Here is a 2,905-nt window from a genome sequence, read left to right on the forward strand (position 1 = left end):
GTCACTGCAACGGTCGTTGTCCATCCCGAAAGACTGGTCGTTTCCACAATGGTGTAAGTCCCCAATGGCAGCGGTCCAGATTCCCAGGTCCAGTTGTTTTGGGTAGAAAGGGTAAAAGTGGCGACATCATTATCATCGCTGCCCAGCAGTTTGAATTCCCAACCTCCAGCCGGTCCCCCATTGTTTAGCGGTTCCTCGACCTTGGTGACAGACAGAGAACCGAAGAGCTGTACGAGTCTCTCGACTTGCAGGGTCACCGTATCCGATCCACAAAGGTTGGATGCAGTAAGGGTCACTTGATACGGACCGTTTCCGTCATAGGTATGAGTAGGATTAAGTTCGTTCGAAGTCGATTCATCCCCAAAATCCCAGGTATAGGTAATAGGGTTTTCTGTGCTTTCAAGGGGAGTCGATTTATTGATGAATTTAACCGTCATCCCATTGCCGTTGGATGGCGGAAGGACGGTAAAGTCGAAATTAACCTTCGGAACGGGAACACAAAGATTGGTCGGTGGAGGCGTCTGGTTTCCACCCGGAGACCCAAACGCCGGTCCGCAGGGCCGGCAGATCCCGCCGAAAAGGGCATCGGCTACCAGCCTGGCCAGTGCGAGGGCTTGGCCTCCGGGGAGTTGGGGATCGCTGCAGCTGTCGATGGCGGACTGTACGGCGCTCAGGAGTTCCCCGTATTGTTCCGCCTCTTCAATGGCCAGTCCGGGAATGTCTTCGACCCCGAGAGACAATTCATTTACCAGGTCGGCATCAAAGGACCACCGCCATTCATATTTACTGTAATGGGCCGCATTGAACACGGTGAAATCGGGGACATTGGCGACATTGACCTGTTCCCAAATCATCACCTGGGCGGTGGTATGGGCATCGATGAGGCCGATGTCTCCGGAAGACCGGTCAATCCCTTTTTTGAGCACCATGTACTGATCGGGGTTGGTCACATTCTGGCGGACGACATAAACGACGGAACTCGCTTGACCGTTGGTTGCGACACTAAACGTCCCGTCACAGTTGAGGGTGCTGGTGGCTTCGAGCTTCCCACTCTCTCCGCCGTAGACCAGAACATAGGCCGGGGGATTCGCTTCCCCGGCTTCACAGGAAAAACATTGCGCCGGCATAGCCGCCTCTCCGGTAATGATGGAAGCACCAGGAGATCCGAACTGAGGGGATGGAGTACAGGACGCTAATATCAGAAGAACACCGGTGAGAAGAAACAGACTGGAGAGTAAGAAATTCTTGTGCAACACGTGTATCTCTCCCTTCGGGACATTGGAATCGCTTCAATTGCATTCGCAGTATATTTCCTCCCGAAGGCCTTGAATATAGGAAAGTATTCCTATTATTTTGGGTTCGTACTCCTATTTTTTCAACGAAGGGATAGTCAACTGGTTATTGAAGTATGGGGCAAAGTCAAGCGGCTGGGGGGTTAGAGAAGGATGTCAATAGATGAAGAAGTGATCGTGATAAGAAACAAGGATATGAACGCAGAAACCCAACCCCGGATTTCCCGCATCAATGCATGGTCGCATCAACCCATATCCGACCTACCGATCGAGAACGGTCGCCTTGCGGATGGCATGATAGAGTTGGTCGAGGCCTTCTCCTTTTACGAGATACGTGAAAGCACCCCGGCGGATGGCCTGGTTGCGGTATTCTTCGTACATACTGAGCATGATCACCGGGATGTCGTATTGTTCACGAATTTCAGCCAGTAAGGAGAGACCGTCCCGGTCGGGAAGCACCATGTCGACCACCACCACATCGGGTGTCAGTTCTTTGATCTTGAGCAGGGCGTCCCCTCCCCGGGTGGTCGTCCCCACCACTTCCATATCCTTTTTTAAATTGAGAATAAATGTCAGACTTTCCAGGAAAAACCGGTTGTCGTCAATCAGAAATACTTTGATGGTTTTTTCTCGTACCCGGGCTTCCATGGCACAACACCCTTTCCGGGAAAATTTTTCTCATTATATCGGCGCCGATAGCGCTGCCTATGGGAAGATCCTCCTATTTTTCAGTCCCGTGGGTCCTGTTTTTCTGGCGAGTAACAAGGAAGGAAGCAGGGAAAACAACCTGAATCATGGACTATACAAGGTTTTTCCCGCATATGCGCATAAACGCATTACCGCATATACTCACACATTGTCTTTCATTCAATTTTTTGATACCGTGTGAAACGAAAAAAGAAAAATCGAATACCATGTTCTTCACCTATTATAACCTGGGAGGAGTCACCTCGGCTCATGAATCCCTCAACACGCTCGCTCCCCAGGCCATGGAAGTATTCGGACCTATCGGTCACCGCGGATGCACCGTGATGCCCGCCTTGGGATCCAATCTCTGGTGGACGGTGGTTTCGACCATCATCATGGGGGTTGGAATCGGGGTGCTGGCCCAGCCCCAGTTGGCCATCCGGTTCATGACCGTCAAAAGCAGCCGGGAATTGAACCGGGCCACCTTGGTCGGCGGGGTGTTCATCCTGGTCATGACCGGGGTGGCGTTCATGGTTGGGGCCCTGTCCAACGTTTACTTTTTCAACGAAACCGGCCAAATATCCTTCCTGGCCGTCAACCGGGTGACGGACTCCATCATCCCCACCTTCATCGAGCAGACCATGCCCACCTGGTTCGGGGTGGTCTTTCTGGTGACTCTCTTCGCCGCAGCCATGTCCACCATGAGTTCCCAGTACCACACCATGGGTACCGCCTTGAGCCGGGACATCACCGAAACCCTGATTCGCCGGAAAAGCACCATCGGGATCAGCCGGCTGGGAACATCGATCGCCATCCTGCTCAGCACCATCCTGGCCTGGGGCCTGCCCCGCTTTTATGACACCGGTTCTGCCATCATCGCGAGCTATTGTCAAATTTTGTGTATGACCCATCAGGCGGCGTCCTCT

3 protein-coding genes are annotated in these 2,905 nt (G+C 52.7%); 1 reads left to right on the top strand and 2 read right to left on the bottom strand.

Going from position 1 to position 2,905, the window contains the following annotated elements:
• Both VLH40_07880 and VLH40_07885 read right to left on the bottom strand, forming a co-directional pair.
• Window positions 1-1,256, bottom strand: a 1,256-nt coding sequence (locus VLH40_07880) for a PKD domain-containing protein (protein ID HSV31921.1), incomplete at its 3' end; no start/stop codon positions are given.
• Between the two features lie 297 nt (window positions 1,257-1,553).
• Complete coding sequence (locus tag VLH40_07885) at window positions 1,554-1,940, bottom strand: response regulator transcription factor (protein ID HSV31922.1); 387 nt, start codon at window positions 1,938-1,940, stop codon at window positions 1,554-1,556.
• 266 nt (window positions 1,941-2,206) lie between these two features.
• Here VLH40_07885 and VLH40_07890 point away from each other — a divergent pair.
• The coding region (locus VLH40_07890) for a hypothetical protein (protein ID HSV31923.1) at window positions 2,207-2,905 on the top strand (699 nt) is incomplete at its 3' end.

This window comes from Atribacteraceae bacterium (assembly GCA_035477455.1).
Taxonomy (GTDB): Bacteria; Atribacterota; Atribacteria; order Atribacterales; family Atribacteraceae; genus DATIKP01.